Below are 16,452 nucleotides of genomic sequence, written 5' to 3'. Positions count from 1 at the left end.
CTAGGCCGCGAAGCGGATCTTGAATTCGGTGAACTCGCCCGGCGTGGACGAGAGCTGGATGCGCGCGCCGAGGCGCTGCACGTTCGCCTGCACGACGTCGAGGCCCACGCCGCGGCCGGCATGCATGTCGACGGCGCCGGCCGTGGAGAAGCCGGGCTTGAAGATGTGCGCCACGACCTGGCGGTCGTTGAAGTTCTCGAGCTGTTCGGCCGTGTACCAGCCGAGTTCGATCAGCTTGCGGCGGATGCGCGGCGCCGACAGGCCCGCGCCATCGTCGCGCACCGAGAGCGTCCATTCCCCCTCGCCGCGCAGCAGGCGTACCGCGACCTGGCCGGCCGCGGGCTTGCCGGCCGCGCGGCGCGAGGCCGGGGACTCGACGCCATGCACCACTGCGTTGCGCAGCAACTGAACGGAGACTTCGCGCACGAGGTCGGACTCGGCCGGCGGCAGCGCGGCGAGCGAGACGTCCACCTCGGCTTCGACCTGCTTGCCGTGATCCCGCGCGACGTCGCCGGCGAGGCGGCGAAGCAGCCCGTCGAAGTCGGCCGCGGCAGGCGCGGATGCGCGGTTCATGCCGGCCAGGCTCTTGAGCGCGGCCACCTTGTTGAGCAGTTCCTCCAGCGGCATGGGAAGTGCGAGAAGCGCCGCGCCGACGTCGCCACCGCCTTGCCGCACGCGCTCGAGATCGTTTTCGAACTGGTGCGCCTGGCTCGCCAGCGTTTCGAGGCCGAGCGTCGCCGCATCGCCCTTGATCGCGTGCACGCGGCGCCGCGCCTCGTCGACGTGCTTGAGCATCGCGGCCTCGCCATGCGCGGCGGAGGTCGAGCGCAGCAGGTCGTTGACCTCGAGCAGCAGCGCCTCGGCGCGGGCGACGAACTGGCGCAGCAGCGCGGGGTCGGCGTCCACCGCCTTCAGCAGCATCGCGAATTCCTTCTGCGAACGCAGCCGCTCGGTGTTCAGCTTCTGCTCCAGCTCGACGCGCTGCGAGATGTCCTGCACCGTCACGAGCAGGTGGCGCACCGCGCCGCCATCCTGGACGCGGTTGAAGTGGAACGAGAGGTGGCGCGTGACTTCGACGCCCAGGCGGTTCTTGATGACGGCCTCGACTTCCGACAGGGGGTTGATGCCCTGCACCAGGGCCTCCTTCACGTGCGGGGAGAAGAGCAGCTCCACATAGTCGCGCGCATCGACCAGCGCCTTGTCGTTCAGGAGCGGCGCGAGCAGGGCGAAGAAGTTGTCGCCGGGCGCGATCTCGCGGCCGAACAGCGTGCGCGCCGATTTGGAGAGCTGCGAGCCGAGCCGGAAGTCGGGCGTGATGAGGAAGAGGCCTTCTCGCACGCTCTGCAGGATTTCGCGGTTCTCGTCGTTCGCCGCTTCGATCGCGGCGTCCGAGGTCTGCAGCCGCCGCAGGAACTTGAACAGGATGAACGCGAAGTTGAGCAGCGCGAGCAGGATGCCGCCCGTCTGCACCATGCGCAGCGTGCTGGCCCGCGACGCGCCGAGCTGCTGCGTCTCGGTCACGAAGTCGTTCGCGATGGAAAGCAGCTTGCTGTTGTTCGCCTGGCTGTAGGCGAGGGCGGCGGCAAGCTCCTCGTTCGTGAAGCCGTCCTTCATCAGCGGCTGCAATTTCTCGAGGTAGGGTTTCCACACCGCATCGATGTCCGCCTCGAGCGCGCGGCCGCGCTCCGAGGTCACGGCTTCCAGGAACACCGGCTTGCCGTCGCCGCCGGGGACCGTGCTGCCGGTCTTGAACGCGGTCTGCGAGATGTCGAAGATGCGGACGCCGCCGCGCAGCTCCGCGAGCGTGGCGGCCGAATGGCCCTGACCGGCCGCGCGCGCCGCGTCGAGCTCGAGCAGGGTCCGGGCGATGCGCTGCGAGGTGTAGCGCTGCCGCCCCGCGAGGTTGATGGCCACCGTGTCCTGGTCGATCTTGAACGACGTGTAGAAGTTCAGGACCAGCACGCCGAGGTCGAACAGCAGGAAGAACGCGACCGCGACGATGATCTCGCGGTACTTGCCGAAGGCGAAGGCGCGGGACGCCGCGCGCGGCTGGCGCACGCGACCTGCCGGCGCGGCGACGGAATCCAGGGGCAGTACTGCGGCCATCCCGGTGTCCTCAGGCGCGCAGCGCCACGGTTTCCTTTGCCGGTGCGGCCTTGGCCGCGCGCGCCGAGATGGGCTCCACCTTGCGCTGCTTCTCGTACAGGAAGCTCAGGATCTCCTGGCGGCAATGGTTGTAGGTCGCGTTCTCGGCCAGCGCGATGCGGTTGCGCGGCCGCGGCAGGTCGATGTCGAGGATCTGCCCGATGGTCGCCGAGGGGCCGTTCGTCATCATCACCACGCGGTCGGACAGCAACACCGCCTCGTCCACGTCGTGCGTGATCATCATCACCGTGTTGCCGAGATCGGCCTGGATGCGGATCACCTCGTCCTGCAGATGCGCGCGCGTCAGCGCGTCGAGCGCGCCGAAGGGCTCGTCGAGCAGCAGCACCTTGGGCTCCATTGCCAGCGCCCGGGCGATGCCCACGCGCTGCTTCATGCCGCCCGAGATCTCGGAGGGCAGGCGGTGCAGCGCATGCTCCATATGCACCATCCGCAGGTTGTGCAGGATCCACTCCTTGCGCTCGGCCTTGGTGCGCGTGTCGCGGAAGATCTTCTCGACCGCGATCTCCACGTTCTGGTACACGGTGAGCCAGGGCAGCAGCGAATGGTTCTGGAACACGACGGCGCGGTCGGGGCCGGGCGCGTTCACTTCCCGGCTGTCGAGGATGACGCCGCCCGACGTGGCCTTCAGCAGCCCGGCCACGATGTTGAGCACCGTGGACTTGCCGCAGCCCGAGTGCCCGATGAGCGAGATGAACTCGCCGCGCTGGACTTCGAGGTCAATGCCCTTGAGCACCGGGTTGGCGGCGGCGCCCGCGCCGAAGGTCATGTCGACGCGAGAGAGGGTGAGGTAGGGATTGCTCATGAGTTTTCTCCGTCAGCTGGCCGAGGTGCCGCGTGTGACCTTCTTGCCGATGAAGGCGACGATGCGGTCGAGTGCGAAGCCGATCAGGCCGACGTAGAGCAGGGCCAGAACGATGTCGCTGATGCGCGAGGAGTTCCACGCGTCCCAGATGAAGAAGCCGATGCCCACGCCGCCGATCAGCATCTCCGCCGCGACGATGGCGAGCCAGGACAGGCCCACGCCGATGCGCAACCCCGAGAAGATGAAGGGCGCGGCGGCCGGCAGCATGATCTTGGCGAAGTACTCGAAGCCGTTGAGCCGGATCACCTTCGACACGTTCGTGTAGTCCTGCGGAATGTTGCGGATGCCGATGGACGTGTTGATGATGATCGGCCAGATCGAGGTGATGAAGATCACGAAGATCGCGGACGGATGGCCGTCGCGGAAGCCCGCGAGCGAGATCGGCAGCCACGCGAGCGGCGGCACGGTGCGCAGCACCTGGAACACGGGGTCGAGGCCGCGCAGCGCCCAGGTCGACTGGCCGACCAGCACGCCGAGGCTCACGCCCGCGACGACGGCGAGCGAGTAGCCGTAGGCCACGCGCTTCAGGCTCGCGAGCAGTTGCCAGCCGATGCCCACGTCGTTGCCGCCGCGGTCATAGAACGGATTGACGATGAGCTCCCAGGTCTCCTGCACCACCTTGCTCGGCGCCGGCAGGCCCGAGCCCGGGCGCGAGCCGAGCATCTGCCACACGAGCAGGAGCAGGCCGATGACGATGAGCGGCGGCAGCACGTGCGTGACGAAGCCGCGGATCGCGCGCAGCAGGAAGGCGCGCAGCGGGCCGGGCTCGGCCGGCTGCGCGAGCGGGAAGGATTCGATGGTTTCGGCAGTCATTGGATCACTCCGTTCAGGCTGCGTTCTTCAGGTACTTGATCGACAGCGAGTCGAGGTACTTCTTCGGATTCGCCGGATCGAACACCTTGCCGTCGAAGAACTTCTCGACGCCGCGCGAGGTGGATGCGGGAATGTCCGCGGCGGCGACGCCGAGTTCCTTCGCCGCGACGCGCCAGATGTCTTCGCGATTCACCTTGGCGATGAGCGCCTTGGTGTCGAGGTTCGCGGGCAGGTAGCCCCAGCGGATGTTCTCGGTGAGGAACCACAGGTCGTGGCTCTGGAAGGGGTAGCTCGCCTGGTCCTTCCAGTAGCGCATCTGGAACTTGCTGTTCTTCTCGACGCGCCCGGTGCCGTAGTCGAAGTCGCCCTTCACGCGATCCAGCACGTCGGCGACGGGGGCGCTGATCCAGCGGCGGCGCGAGCAGATCTCGGCGACCTCGGCGCGGTTCTTCGGATCCTCGCACCACATCTGCGCTTCCATCACCGCCTTGAGCAGCGCCTTGGTCGAGTTGGGGTTCGCCTGCACCCAGTCGGCGCGCATCGCGAACGCCTTCTCGGGATGGTTCATCCACAGCTCGCTGGTCGTGAGCGCGGTGTAGCCGATCTTCTGGTTGATCAGCTGCAGGTTCCACGGTTCGCACACGCAGAAGCTGTCCATGCTGCCGACCTTCATGTTCGCCACCATCTGCGCGGGCGGCACGACGATGGTGTTGATGTCCTTGTTGGGGTCCACGCCGCCCGCGGCCATCCAGTAGCGAATCCACATGTCGTGCGTGCCGCCGGGGAAGGTCATCGCGGCGTTGACGGGCTTGCCCGTCTTGATGCGCTTGGCGAGCAGCGCCTTGCCGAACTCCTTGGTGTCGACGCCGACCTTCAGGCCCTTGTATTCCTCGGCCACCGAGATGCACTGGCCGCCGAGGTTCAGGCGCGCGAGGATGTTCATGGGCACCTGCACGTTGTTCGCCGTCACGGCGCCCGTTGTGATCAGGTAGGGCATCGGCGTGAGGATGTGCGCGCCGTCGATGCCGTTGTTCTTCGAGCCGAGCACCAGGTTGTCGCGCGTGGTGCCCCAGGACGCCTGCTTGAGCACCTCGACGTCCGTCATGCCGTGCTTCTTGAAGAAGCCCTTCTCGTCGGCCACGAAGAGCGGCGCGGCGTCGGTGAGCGCGATGAAGCCCAGCTTCGCGGCTTTGGTCTCCAGCGCGGCCTGCGCGCGCACGCTTGCCACCGGCAGCAGGCTGCCCACGGCGGCGGCGCCGGCGCCTTGCAGCAGGGTGCGGCGCGACAGAGGAGTGGAGGAAGATGCGTCGTTCATGGGCGGGCTCCTGGTGGCTTGAAGAAAGAAAATCCAAAAAAAATGGCGCCCATCGACCGCCTGGCCGAGTGGAGGCCTGCGGGAGATGGACGCCGTTGTCCGGTGCGCCCGGGCCGACGTTGGCCCGGGCTTGACGGAGAGTTAGCAGGGACCGTGCCAGCTTTGCAAAATCATGTGTGTGTGCGCCCCGGCAGCACCTCGGCCATCGTCAGGATGGCCTCGGCCACATCCACCAGCCGCCGGTTCTGGTTCATCGCCATCGTGCGCAGCACGCGGTGCGCCTCGTCTTCTGTGAGCTGGCGATGCGCCATCAGCAGGCCCTTCGCGCGCTCGACCACCTTGCGGTCGTTGAGCGCGGCCTTCACGGTGTCGAGTTCATTGCTCACCGCCTGCAGCCGCTTCGACTGGTCCTGCACCATCGCGACGATCGAACGCTCGAGATTGGGGCCGAAGCGCGATGGCAGCGTGGCCGGCAACTCCCCCAACTCCCCCGGAGGGCGCAGCAGCTCGGCGAGCAGCGCCTGCTGGTCGCGCAGTTCCTCGCGCGCATGCTCGATCTGGCGCGCGCAGACGCGGCGCAGGTTCAGCGCGAGCGCGTCCTCGACGGTGCGCATCGCATCGAGGCGCTGGGTGCAGGCCTCGTACCAGCGCTCGGTCAGGGCCGTGTCGACCTCCTTGCGCGGCGAGGGGGACGTGGCGAGGCGGCGCATGCGCTCGATGTCGGCGTCGATGGCGAGGTCGTGGCTCGCATGCTCGACGGCCAGCACGCCGGGATCGGAGAAATCGAGGAAAAGCTGGAAGCAGCCCTGCTGCAGGTCGATGAGGTGCGTCCACTGCTGGCGCGCAGTCGCGTCGACGCGCCCCGAGGCGAAGACGCCGCCGCCCACCGCGCGCTCCTGCCCCGCGAACTCCTTGCCCTGGATGAAATTGAACATCGCCACCAGCGCGCGCGAGATCTCGGGGTCGCCCGCGCTGTCGGCGGCCTCGAAGACGACGGCGAGCAGGCTGGACACGATGCGGGAGTAGGCGCCCGTCGCCTCGGCGCTGGAAATCTCCAGTTGGCTCACGCGTTCGCGCAGCTCGGGCAGGCCTTCGAGCCCGTGCAGCACCACGGCGATGCGGCTGAAGAGGCGCGCGCCGTTGTGCGCGCGCCTCGGCTCGGTGTCGAGCGCGTCGAACTGCGCCAGCACTTCGCGGTGGCCGGCGTCGGTCTGCAGGGCGAGCAGCCCGCGCTCGCCGGAGGCCCGCTTGCCGCCGGAGGCGATGTAGATGTTCGACATGCCTCGTTCGCGTTGCACCGCGTGGATGAAGCGGCCGAGCATGCTCACGAGCTCGCTCGTCTGCGCAAGGCGCTCGAGCTCGGCGATCTCGCATTCGCGAGCGGCGAGGAGAAAACTCAGTCCCGACTTCATGGATGGCCTTGCACCAGCAACAACCGTGCCGCGCACTTAAACTGGGCGGAACATGATGATGCTCCCGTCGGCCTTTCCATGCTTTGCAATCCCCTCCGGGGTCCATCGGGCGGAGGCTGCGTGAAGGTTCTGGGCATCGAGTCCTCGTGCGACGAGACGGGCGTCGCGCTGGTCGAGGCGCTGGGGTCGCAGCTGCCCGTTTTGCGCGGCCAGGCCCTCCACAGCCAGGTGGAAATGCACCAGGCCTATGGCGGGGTGGTGCCCGAACTCGCCAGCCGGGATCACATCCGGCGCGTGCTGCCGCTCGCGCGTCACGCGCTGGCCGAAGCGGGCTGGACCGTGGAGGACGTCGACGTGGTGGCCTACACGCGCGGGCCGGGCCTGGCCGGCGCACTGCTGGTGGGCGCCGGCGTGGCCTGCGCGCTCGGCGCGTCGCTCGGCAAGCCGGTTCTGGGCGTGCATCACCTCGAGGGGCATCTGCTCTCGCCGTTCCTCAGCGCCGATCCGCCGTCCTTTCCCTTCGTCGCGCTGCTCGTCTCCGGGGGGCATACGCAGTTGATGCGGGTGGAGGGCGTGGGCCGCTACGAGCTCCTCGGAGAAACCATCGACGACGCGGCGGGCGAAGCCTTCGACAAGTCGGCGAAGCTGCTCGGCCTCGGCTACCCGGGCGGGCCGGCCTTGTCGCGCACGGCGCAGGGCGGCAGCGGCACCGCGTTCAAGCTGCCGCGCCCGCTGCTGCACAGCGGCGACCTGGATTTTTCCTTCGCGGGCCTCAAGACCGCCGTGCTCACGCAGGCGAAGAAGCTGGGGGACGAACTTGGTGCGCGCACGGCGGACCTCGCCGCGTCGACCGAGGCGGCCATCGTCGAGGTGCTGGTGAAGAAGTCCCTTGCGGCGCTGGACCGCACCGGGGAGAAGCGTCTGGTGGTGGCGGGCGGCGTGGGCGCCAACCGCGTGCTGCGCGAGCAGCTGAATGCCGCCTGCGCGAAGAGAGGGGTGCGCGTGCACTACCCGGAGCTGCACCTGTGTACCGACAACGGCGCGATGATCGCCATGGCCGCGGCCATGCGCCTGCAGGCCGGAATGCAGGAGGCCACCACGGTCTACGCTTTCGACGTGAAACCGAGGTGGCCTCTGGCGGAGGTTTGATTCGTCGTCCCCGCCTTCGCGGGAATGACGTCCGACGTTACTTCACCTCGATCGACCGCGCGTTCGACACCGGCTTCTTCTTGCCGAGCTTCAGCGTCAGGACGCCGTTCTCGAGCTTCGCTTCGGTCGCCTCGACATCGATCTCCTCCGGCAGCTCGTAGGCAGCCTTGAACTTGCGCTGCGCGGTCTCGGTCGTGGCGATCCGGACGGCGGCGCCTTCGACGTCGACGGTGAGCTGGTCACGCGCCACGCCGGGCAGGTCGAGCGTCACGGTCCAGGCGCTGTCGTCCTGGGTGACCTGCACGCCGCTCTGGGCGGGGCTGAAGAAGGTGTCGTTGATGAAGCGGTCGAAGCTGCGGTCGAGCGTGCGGGCAGCGGGAACGTAGCCGCGGGTGCGAAGGACAGGGGCGTAGAACATGGCAGGTCTCCTTGGCGTTGAAAGCGGGTGGCTCGGCACGGATTCGTACCGCTACCCCCGTAAACTTTGCGGCGCCAACAGTAATCGCCGCACCGCAAGAGGTGTGCGCATCTCGAAGTTTTTCAAGAAAGTTTTTCCATGAAAATTGCGCGCCGCCTGCTCTTGAAAAGCGCCGGCCTGACCCTATTGACGCCGGCCGTGTTCGCCCAGCCCCGCGTCGAGACGATCCGGATCGCCATGGTCGAAGGCCTCTCCGGCGGAAACGCCAACGGCGGCGAGGCGGTCTTCCGCAACCTCGTGTGGGCCGTGGAGCGCGTCAACCAGCGCGGCGGCGTGAAGACCCGCGACGGCGCGCGCATGCTCGAGCTGGTTCGCTACGACAGCAAGGGCCAGATCGAGGAGGCGCTCTCGGCGCTGAAGTCGGCCATCGACGACGGCGCGCGCTTCATCGTGCAGGGCAATCTGTCGTCGGTGGCGGCCGCGCTGATCGATGCGATCAACAAGCACAACGAACGCGAGCCGCAGCGCAGGGTGGTCTTCCTCAACTACTCCGCGGTCGACCCTATCCTGACGAACGAGAAATGCAGCTTCTGGCATTTCCGCTTCGACGCTCACGCCGACATGCGCATGGCCGCGCTGATGTCCGTGATGAAGGAGGACAAGGCGCTGAAGTCGGTGTACCTGCTCGGGCAGGACTACAGCTTCGGCCAGGCCGTGCTGCGGGAGGCGCGGCGGCAGCTGGGCGCGCAGCGGCCGGACGTGGCCATCGTCGGCGACGAGCTGCATCCGCTCCTGCGCATCAAGGACTTCGCGCCGTATGCATCGAAGATCAAGGCGAGCGGGGCCGACGCGGTGATCACCGGCAACTTCAGTGCGGACCTCACGCTGCTCGTGAAGGCCGCGCGCGAGGCCGGATTCGACGGCCGCTTCTACACTTTCTACGGCAATGCGCTGGGTGCGCCGGCGGCGATGGGCGAGGCGGGCATCGGCCGCGTGTTCGCCGTGGCCGACTGGCTGCCCAACGTGCCCACGGCGGAGAGCGAGGCGTTCTACCGCGCCTTCCGCCAGCGCTATCCCAGCCCTGCGGACGATTACGTCCACATGCGGATGCAGCTGATGATCGAGGCGCTCGCGCAGGCGATCGACCGCGCGGGGACGGTGGAGGCGGTCGCCGTGGCGACGGCGCTGGAGCGGGTCTCGGTGACGTTCGCGGGCCAGACCGGCACGATGCGCGCGGCGGACCACCAGTTCCAGCAGGGGCTCGCCGTCGGCGTGATGGACCGCCAGGGCACGCCGGGCGTGAAGTTCGACGTGGAGGGGTCGGGGTATGGCTTTCGCGTGGTCCGCCGCGTGGCGCCGAACCAGGCCGAAATGCCCCACACCTGCAGGATGATCCGACCTGGGTGAAACTCCAGGAATGCGCACCGCCATCCAGAATCTAGAAGAATCGAAAATCCGCGAAGTCGCCAACGCGGGAATGGGCCGCGCGGACGTGCTCGCGTTCTGGTTCGGCGAGAGCGACGAAGCCACGCCGGAATTCATCCGCGAAGCCGCCATCGAATCGATCCGCAAGGGCGAGACCTTCTACGCGCACAACCTCGGCCTGCCCGAGTTGCGCGAGGCGGTGGCCGCATACACGACGAAGCTGCACGGGCCCGTCGCGAGCGAGCGGATCGCCATCACCTCCGGCGGCGTGAATGCGCTGATGCTCGCGGTCCAGGCGCTGGTGGATGCGGGCGACCGCGTGGTGTGCGTGACGCCGGTGTGGCCGAACCTCACCGCGCAGCCGGTCATCCTGGGCGCCGATCTGGTGCGGGTGTCGTTGAAGCCCCACGAGGGGGAGTGGAAGCTCGATGTCGACGAACTGCTCGCCGCGGTGACGCCCGGCACCCGGCTGCTCGTGATCAATGCGCCGAACAACCCCACGGGGTGGACGCTCGGGCGCGAGGAACAGCAGGCGATCCTCGATCACTGCCGCAAGACGGGGACGTGGATCCTGGCGGACGAGGTTTACGAACGCCTGTACTACGAGGACACGCCGAACCGCTGCGCGCCGAGCTTTCTCGACCTCGCAACGGCCGACGACCGGCTCGTCGTCGCGCACAGCTTCTCCAAGAGTTTCCTCATGACCGGCTGGCGGCTGGGCTGGCTCGTGATGCCGACGATGCTGACGCATCACATGGGCAAGCTCATCGAGTTCAACACCTCGTGCGCCAGCGTTTTCACGCAGCGCGCCGCGCAGGTCGCCATCGAGCGCACGGACGAGGTGACGCCGCGCGTGGTGGCGCATCTCAAGCTTTGCCGCGACACGCTCGTGCCGCTCCTGCAGCAGTTGCCGCGGGTCCGGGTCCAGCCGGCCCGGGGCGGCATGTATGCCTTTTTCCAGCTCGACGGTTTCGACGACAGCCTGGCCGTCGCCAAGCGGCTGGTGGCCGAAGCGGGCCTGGGTCTCGCCCCCGGCAATGCCTTCGCGCCGGAGGCGCAGGGGTGGCTGCGCTGGTGTTTCGCGAGCAAGGATCCGGCGCGGCTGGTCGAGGGCGTGGCGCGCCTTCGGCGATGGCTGGGCTGAACTCGCGGCAGCGCGTTATAATTCCAAGGCTTTGCTCCCCGCAGAGCGCACGCCGCCGCGAATTCCCGCGACGGCGCAAGTCACCCCAGGAAAGACAGACATGACCGCCCTCAACAAGGCCGAAGTCGTCAAGGCCCACGCCCGTGGCGCCAACGACACCGGCAGCCCCGAAGTTCAAGTCGCGCTGCTCACCGCACGCATCAACGAACTCACCCCGCACTTCAAGACGCACGCCAAGGACCACCACGGCCGCCGCGGACTGCTGCGCATGGTCAACAGCCGCAAGAGCCTGCTCGCGTACCTGAAGAAGACGGACGCCGAGCGCTACACGGCCCTCATCGGCAAGCTCGGCCTGCGTAAGTAAGCGCACCGCGAAGCGAACCGCACATGGAAAGCGCCTGGGTTAGAGACCTCTAGCTCAGGCGTTTTTCACTTTTCACTCCGAAGCCGAGGACTGCAACGCGCGCTGTGTCATTCCATGAGGAACCCCCGGTTCCTGATGGAATGGCATCGTGTTCGGCCCCCGGCGCCCCCCAAAGCCAACGAAAGGCGAACATGAGCATCTTCAACAAAGTCACCAAGACCTTCCAGTGGGGCAGCCACACCGTCACCCTGGAAACCGGCGAAATCGCGCGCCAGGCCGGCGGTGCGGTGCTGGTGAACATCGACGACACCGTGGTGCTCGCCACCGTCGTCGCCTCCAAGTCCGCCAAGCCGGGCCAGGACTTCTTCCCGCTGACCGTCGACTACATCGAGAAGACCTACGCCGCCGGCAAGATCCCCGGCAGCTTCTTCAAGCGCGAAGCCAAGCCGAGCGAGCACGAGACGCTCACCTCGCGCCTGATCGACCGCCCGATCCGTCCGCTGTTCCCCGAGGGCTTCTTCAACGAAGTCCACGTGGTGATCCATACCGTGTCCCTGAACCCGGAAGTCGACGCCGACATCGCCGCCATGATCGGCACGTCCGCCGCGCTGGCCGTCTCGGGCATCCCCTTCGCCGGCCCCATCGGCGCCGCGCGCGTGGGCTACATCAACGGCGAGTACGTGCTCAACCCCGGCCAGACGCAGCGCAAGTCGTCGAGCCTCGACCTCGTGGTCGCCGGCACCGAAGCCGCCGTGCTGATGGTCGAGTCCGAGGCGTCGCAGCTGTCCGAAGAGGCGATGCTCGGCGCCGTGGTCTTCGGCCACGAGCAGGGCAACATCGCGATCAACGCCATCCACGAACTCGTGCGCGAAGCCGGCAAGCCGGTGTGGGACTGGCAGCCGCCCGCGAAGGACGAGGCGTTCATCGCCAAGGTCACGCAACTCGCCGAAGGCCCGATCCGCGCGGCCTACCAGATCCGCAGCAAGCAGGCCCGCACGCAAGCCCTTCGCGAAGCGACCGCCGGCGTGCTGTCCTCGCTGAAGGCCGAGGGCGGCGAATTCGACGCCGTCAAGGTCGAAGGCCTGCTGTTCGACGTCGAGGCGCGCATCGTGCGCAGCCAGATCCTCTCCGGCGAGCCCCGCATCGACGGCCGCGACACGCGCACCGTGCGCCCCATCGAGATCCGCACCGGCGTGCTGCCCCGCACCCACGGCTCGGCGCTCTTCACGCGCGGCGAGACGCAGGCGCTCGTGATCACCACCCTCGGCACCGAGCAGGACGCGCAGCGCATCGACGCGCTCGCCGGCGAGTTCCACGACCGCTTCCTGTTCCACTACAACATGCCTCCCTTCGCCACCGGCGAAGTCGGCCGCATGGGCTCCACCAAGCGCCGCGAAGTCGGCCACGGCCGGCTGGCCAAGCGCGCGCTCATCCCGTGCCTGCCGTCGAAGGAAGAGTTCCCGTACACGATGCGCGTGGTCTCCGAGATCACGGAGTCGAACGGCTCCTCGTCGATGGCCTCGGTCTGCGGCGGCTGCCTGTCGCTGATGGACGCGGGCGTGCCGATGAAGGCGCACGTCGCGGGCATCGCCATGGGCCTGATCAAGGACGGCAACCGCTTCGCCGTGCTGACCGACATCCTCGGCGACGAGGATCACCTGGGCGACATGGACTTCAAGGTGGCCGGCACCACGAACGGCATCACCGCGCTGCAGATGGACATCAAGATCCAGGGCATCACCAAGGAGATCATGCAGGTCGCGCTGGCGCAGGCCAAGGAAGCGCGCATGCACATCCTCGGCAAGATGCAGGAGGCGATGGGCGAGGCCAAGACCGAGGTCAGCAACTATGCGCCGCGCCTCTACACGATGAAGATCAACCCCGAGAAGATCCGCGACGTGATCGGCAAGGGCGGCGCGGTCATCCGCGCGCTGACCGAGGAGACCGGCACGCAGATCGACATCGGCGAGGACGGCACCATCACCATCGCCTCGACCGACGCCGACAAGGCCGCCGAGGCGAAGAAGCGCATCGAGCAGATCACGGCGGAAGTCGAGATCGGCAAGGTCTACGAGGGCCCGATCACCAAGATCCTCGACTTCGGCGCGCTCGTGAACCTGCTGCCCGGTAAGGACGGCCTGCTGCACATCAGCCAGATCGCGCACCAGCGCGTGGAGAAGGTGACCGACTTCCTGAGCGAAGGCCAGGTGGTCAAGGTCAAGGTGCTCGAGACCGACGACAAGGGCCGCGTGAAGCTGTCCATGAAGGCGCTGCTCGATCGTCCGGAAGGCATGCCCGAGGAAGCGCCGCGCGAGCGTCGCGAGCCGCGCGGCGAGTACCGGGGCGACCGCGAGCCGCGCGGCGAATACCGCGGCGGCGGCGACCGGGGCGACCGTCCCCCGCGCGGCGACCGTGAGCCTCGCGGCGACCGTGGCGAGCCGCGTGGCGACCGGGGCGAACCCCGTGGCGACCGCGAGCCGCGTGGCGATCGCGGCGAGTTCCGTGGCGAATCGCGTGGCGAAACGCGCGGCGAACGCCGCCCGCAGGACGGCGGCCAGCTGCCGCTGGTGCAGGACGGCGAACCGTCGCAGCAGCCGCCGCAGCAGCAGCCGCGCGACCCGTATCCGCCGCAGGGCGGCTCGGGCAGCAGCAACGCCTGAGCGCCATGAAAGCCGTCGAGATTGGCCAGTACGGCAAGCCCGAGGTCCTGCGCATCGGCGAGCGGCCCGATCCCGTCGCTTCGGCGGGTGAGGTGCTGATCCGCGTCGCAGCAAGCGGCGTGAACCGGCCCGACGTGCTGCAGCGCATGGGGCACTACCCCGTGCCGCCGGGCGCGTCGGACATCCCGGGCCTCGAAGTCGCCGGCGAGATCGTCGGCGGCGACGAGCAGGCGATGGCGGCCGCCGGCTTCAGCAAGGGCGACCGTGTCTGCGCGCTCGTCGCGGGCGGCGGTTATGCCGAGCTCTGCGTCGCGCCGGTGGGCCAGTGCCTGCCGGTGCCCGGCGGCCTGAGCGACATCGAGGCCGCGACGCTGCCCGAGACCTTCTTCACCGTCTGGAGCAACGTGTTCGACCGCGGCCGCCTCCAGGCCGGCGAGTGGTTCATGGTGCAGGGCGGCACGAGCGGCATCGGCGTCACCGCGATCCAGATGGCCAAGGCGCTCGGCGCGAAGGTCATCGCGACCGCGGGCAGCGACGAGAAATGCCAGGCGTGCCTGTCGCTGGGGGCAGACAAGGCGATCAACTACAAGACCCAGGACTTCGCGGCCGAGATCAAGACGATCACCGAAGGCAAGGGCGTCGACGTCATCCTCGACATGGTCGCGGGCGCGTACGTTGCCCGCGAAGTGGAGAGCCTGAGCGAAGACGGGCGGCTCGTGATCATCGCGATCCAGGGCGGCACGAAGAGCGAATTCAATGCCGGCCTCGTGCTGCGCAAGCGCCTGACCATCACGGGCTCGACGCTGCGTCCGCGCCCGGTCGCCTTCAAGACGGACATCGCCTCTTCGCTGAAGGCGAAGGTCTGGCCGCTGATCGAAGGCGGCCGGATCAAGCCGGTCATTCACAGCAAGTTCGCCGCGGCCGATGCGTCGCAGGCGCATGCGCTGATGGAAACCAACCAGCACATCGGCAAGATCGTGCTCACTTGGCAGTGAGGCAATGAGGCAATGAAGAAGAAACTCGTCGCCGGCAACTGGAAGATGAACGGCACGCTGGAGGCCAACGACGCGCTCGTGCGCGCCGTCGCGGCGGGCGTGAAGGATGCTTCCTGCCTCGTGGCCGTGTGCGTGCCCGCGCCGTATCTCGCGCAGGTGCAGATGCTCAAGGCGGGTACGCCCCTCGAGCTCGGCGCGCAGGACGTGTCGCCGCACGCCCAGGGGGCCTACACGGGCGAGGTGAGCGCGGCCATGCTGCGCGAGTTCGGCGTGCGTTACGCGATCGTCGGCCATTCCGAGCGCAGGCAATACCACGGCGAGAGCGACGCGCTCGTCGCCGAGAAGGCGAAGACGGCGCTCGCCAGCGGCATCACGCCCATCGTCTGCGTGGGCGAGACCCTCGCCGAGCGCGAAGCCGGGCGGACCGAGGACGTGGTCAAGCGCCAGATGGCCGCGGTGATCCACGTCAACGGCCACTGCATCAGCGAGATCGTCGTCGCCTACGAACCCGTCTGGGCCATCGGCACCGGCAAGACCGCGACGCCCGAGCAGGCGCAGCAGGTGCATGCGCTGCTGCGCAAGCAGCTCGCGGCCGCGACGGAACACGCCGAACGCGTCCACATTCTTTACGGCGGCAGCATGAACGCGGCGAATGCCGCCACGCTGCTCGCGCAGCCCGACATCGACGGCGGCCTCATCGGCGGCGCGTCGCTCAAGTCGGCGGACTTCCTTCAGATCGTGGCCGCGGCGAACGCGGCGTCACGCTGAGCACACACACCCTCGGAGCTACGAACCCCATGAATGCAATCCTGACCATCGTGCTCGCCGTGCAGATGCTCACGGCCCTCGGCATGATCGGCCTCATCCTCATCCAGCACGGCAAGGGCGCCGACATGGGCGCGGCCTTCGGCAGCGGCTCCTCGGGCAGCCTGTTCGGCGCGACGGGCAGCGCGAACTTTCTCTCCCGCACGACCGCCGTGCTGGCGGCCGTGTTCTTCGCCTGCACGCTCGCGCTCGCCTACTTCGGCAACCTGCGTCCGGTCGACGGCGGCAGCGTGCTCGATCGCGCGGGCGCGCCGGCGTCGGCCGTGCCGCCCGTTCCCGCCGCCCCGGCGTCGGGCGCCGCGCTGATCCCCGCGCCGCAGTCCGCCGCGACGGCCGCGATTCCGACCGCGCCCGCCGTGCCCGCCAGCGCCGCCTCGGGCGCCGCGCAAATCCCTGCGCGGTAGTGCGACACGGGACGCGACCGCGAAGGAAGCGGTCGCGAATCGGAGTACACTCCATGGTTGTCCGGAACGCAGTCCTCACGCCTGTCCGGGCAAGGTAAAAATAGCCGTCGTGGTGAAATTGGTAGACACGCTATCTTGAGGGGGTAGTGGCGAAAGCTGTGCGAGTTCGAGTCTCGCCGACGGCACCAACACAACAGGCTCGCGGGCAACGCACCCGCGAGCGTCCAGCGCGGACCGGACCCTGCCTCCAACGATGAACCTCGACCAGTACCTCCCTGTCCTCCTGTTCATCCTTGTCGGCATCGGCGTCGGTGTCGCCCCGCAGGTGATCGGCTGGGGCGCCTCCAAATTCCTGGGCTTCCACAAGCCCGACGCGGCGAAGAACTCGCCGTACGAATGCGGCTTCGAGGCCTTCGAAGACGCGCGCATGAAGTTCGACGTGCGCTACTACCTCGTCGCCATCCTCTTCATCCTGTTCGACCTCGAGATCGCCTTCCTCT

Annotated in this window: 14 protein-coding genes, 1 tRNA gene and 1 pseudogene; 10 read left to right on the top strand and 6 right to left on the bottom strand. The window is 68.1% G+C overall.

Annotation, left to right across the window (positions count from 1 at the left end):
- The 5 genes from AB7E83_RS22255 to AB7E83_RS22235 all read right to left on the bottom strand — a co-directional run bounded on the left by AB7E83_RS22255 (position 1) and on the right by AB7E83_RS22235 (position 6,568).
- Positions 1 to 2,106: an ATP-binding protein gene (locus AB7E83_RS22255; RefSeq protein ID WP_428573011.1), complete on the bottom strand. Its 2,106-nt coding sequence runs from the start codon at positions 2,104 to 2,106 to the stop codon at positions 1 to 3.
- Between the two features lie 10 nt (positions 2,107 to 2,116).
- Complete coding sequence (locus AB7E83_RS22250) at positions 2,117 to 2,968, bottom strand: ABC transporter ATP-binding protein (protein ID WP_428573010.1); 852 nt, start codon at positions 2,966 to 2,968, stop codon at positions 2,117 to 2,119.
- Between the two features lie 12 nt (positions 2,969 to 2,980).
- Positions 2,981 to 3,841 carry a nitrate ABC transporter permease gene (gene ntrB / locus AB7E83_RS22245; protein WP_428573009.1) on the bottom strand — a complete coding sequence of 287 codons (861 nt, stop codon included), beginning with the start codon at positions 3,839 to 3,841 and terminating at the stop codon, positions 2,981 to 2,983.
- A 13-nt stretch (positions 3,842 to 3,854) separates the two neighbouring features.
- Positions 3,855 to 5,156, bottom strand: a complete 1,302-nt coding sequence (locus AB7E83_RS22240; protein ID WP_428573008.1) for a CmpA/NrtA family ABC transporter substrate-binding protein — start codon at positions 5,154 to 5,156, stop codon at positions 3,855 to 3,857.
- A gap of 170 nt (positions 5,157 to 5,326) precedes the next feature.
- On the bottom strand, positions 5,327 to 6,568 hold the full coding sequence (locus tag AB7E83_RS22235) for a nitrate- and nitrite sensing domain-containing protein (protein WP_428573007.1): 1,242 nt from the start codon (positions 6,566 to 6,568) through the stop codon (positions 5,327 to 5,329).
- Positions 6,569 to 6,688: 120 nt separating this feature from the next.
- On the opposite strand from AB7E83_RS22235, the gene tsaD reads away from it, so the two are divergent.
- Entirely contained in the window at positions 6,689 to 7,717 is a 1,029-nt protein-coding gene (gene tsaD, locus AB7E83_RS22230) for a tRNA (adenosine(37)-N6)-threonylcarbamoyltransferase complex transferase subunit TsaD (RefSeq protein ID WP_428573006.1), read from the top strand.
- Positions 7,718 to 7,754: 37 nt separating this feature from the next.
- Here the strand turns inward: tsaD and AB7E83_RS22225 are convergent, their stop codons facing one another.
- A complete protein-coding gene (locus tag AB7E83_RS22225; protein ID WP_428573005.1) occupies positions 7,755 to 8,135 on the bottom strand; it encodes an Hsp20/alpha crystallin family protein in 381 nt (126 codons plus the stop codon).
- 138 nt (positions 8,136 to 8,273) lie between these two features.
- Between AB7E83_RS22225 and AB7E83_RS22220 the strand changes: the two genes are divergently transcribed.
- The 9 genes and pseudogenes from AB7E83_RS22220 to ndhC form a co-directional block, all read left to right on the top strand.
- Positions 8,274 to 9,542 carry a branched-chain amino acid ABC transporter substrate-binding protein gene (locus AB7E83_RS22220; protein WP_428573004.1) on the top strand — a complete coding sequence of 423 codons (1,269 nt, stop codon included), beginning with the start codon at positions 8,274 to 8,276 and terminating at the stop codon, positions 9,540 to 9,542.
- A 10-nt stretch (positions 9,543 to 9,552) separates the two neighbouring features.
- On the top strand, positions 9,553 to 10,704 hold the full coding sequence (locus AB7E83_RS22215) for a pyridoxal phosphate-dependent aminotransferase (RefSeq protein ID WP_428573002.1): 1,152 nt from the start codon (positions 9,553 to 9,555) through the stop codon (positions 10,702 to 10,704).
- 100 nt (positions 10,705 to 10,804) lie between these two features.
- Entirely contained in the window at positions 10,805 to 11,068 is a 264-nt protein-coding gene (rpsO, locus tag AB7E83_RS22210) for a 30S ribosomal protein S15 (RefSeq protein WP_428573001.1), read from the top strand.
- A gap of 191 nt (positions 11,069 to 11,259) precedes the next feature.
- Positions 11,260 to 13,398: pseudogene (gene pnp, locus AB7E83_RS22205) on the top strand (polyribonucleotide nucleotidyltransferase); the annotation flags it as partial.
- A 335-nt stretch (positions 13,399 to 13,733) separates the two neighbouring features.
- Positions 13,734 to 14,723 carry an NAD(P)H-quinone oxidoreductase gene (locus tag AB7E83_RS22200; RefSeq protein ID WP_428573000.1) on the top strand — a complete coding sequence of 330 codons (990 nt, stop codon included), beginning with the start codon at positions 13,734 to 13,736 and terminating at the stop codon, positions 14,721 to 14,723.
- Positions 14,724 to 14,735: 12 nt separating this feature from the next.
- Entirely contained in the window at positions 14,736 to 15,491 is a 756-nt protein-coding gene (gene tpiA, locus AB7E83_RS22195) for a triose-phosphate isomerase (protein WP_428572999.1), read from the top strand.
- 29 nt (positions 15,492 to 15,520) lie between these two features.
- On the top strand, positions 15,521 to 15,952 hold the full coding sequence (gene secG / locus AB7E83_RS22190) for a preprotein translocase subunit SecG (RefSeq protein WP_428572998.1): 432 nt from the start codon (positions 15,521 to 15,523) through the stop codon (positions 15,950 to 15,952).
- Between the two features lie 103 nt (positions 15,953 to 16,055).
- Positions 16,056 to 16,140, top strand: a tRNA-Leu gene (locus AB7E83_RS22185).
- Positions 16,141 to 16,205: 65 nt separating this feature from the next.
- On the top strand, positions 16,206 to 16,452 hold a 247-nt coding region (ndhC, locus tag AB7E83_RS22180; protein ID WP_428572997.1), incomplete at its 3' end, for an NADH-quinone oxidoreductase subunit A.

The organism is Ramlibacter sp. (assembly GCF_050250995.1).
GTDB lineage: Bacteria > Pseudomonadota > Gammaproteobacteria > Burkholderiales > Burkholderiaceae_C > Ramlibacter.
This window is presented reverse-complemented; position numbering and strand designations above follow the sequence as displayed.